This is a genomic window from Streptococcus suis (assembly GCF_002964045.1).
Classification (GTDB): Bacteria; Bacillota; Bacilli; order Lactobacillales; family Streptococcaceae; genus Streptococcus; species Streptococcus suis_U.
In genome coordinates, this window is the sequence record NZ_POPB01000597.1 from 1 (window position 1) to 272 (window position 272).

Genomic DNA, 272 nt, shown 5'->3' on the forward strand with positions numbered 1-272 from the left:
TTTCTTTAACTTTCAACTCCTCCGCATCACGAATAATCGTTGTTCCATGTGCTTGAGTCGCTAGTAAGGTAATAATTGGCAACTCATCAATCAAACGAGGTATCAATTCGCCTGCAATCTCCGTAGCCTTCAATTCCGACGTTTCAACTGTAATGGTAGCAGATTTTGCAAGTTCATCTATGTTAGAAAGAGTCATTTTACCGCCCATAGCTTTAATGACATCTAAAATACCAGTCCGAGTTTCATTGATTCCCACATTTTCAAGGACAATT

The 272-nt window shown here is 39.0% G+C and carries 1 pseudogene; it reads right to left on the bottom strand.

The window, feature by feature from the left end:
• Nucleotides 1-272, bottom strand: a pseudogene (locus C1E99_RS13065) (3-phosphoshikimate 1-carboxyvinyltransferase); the annotation flags it as partial.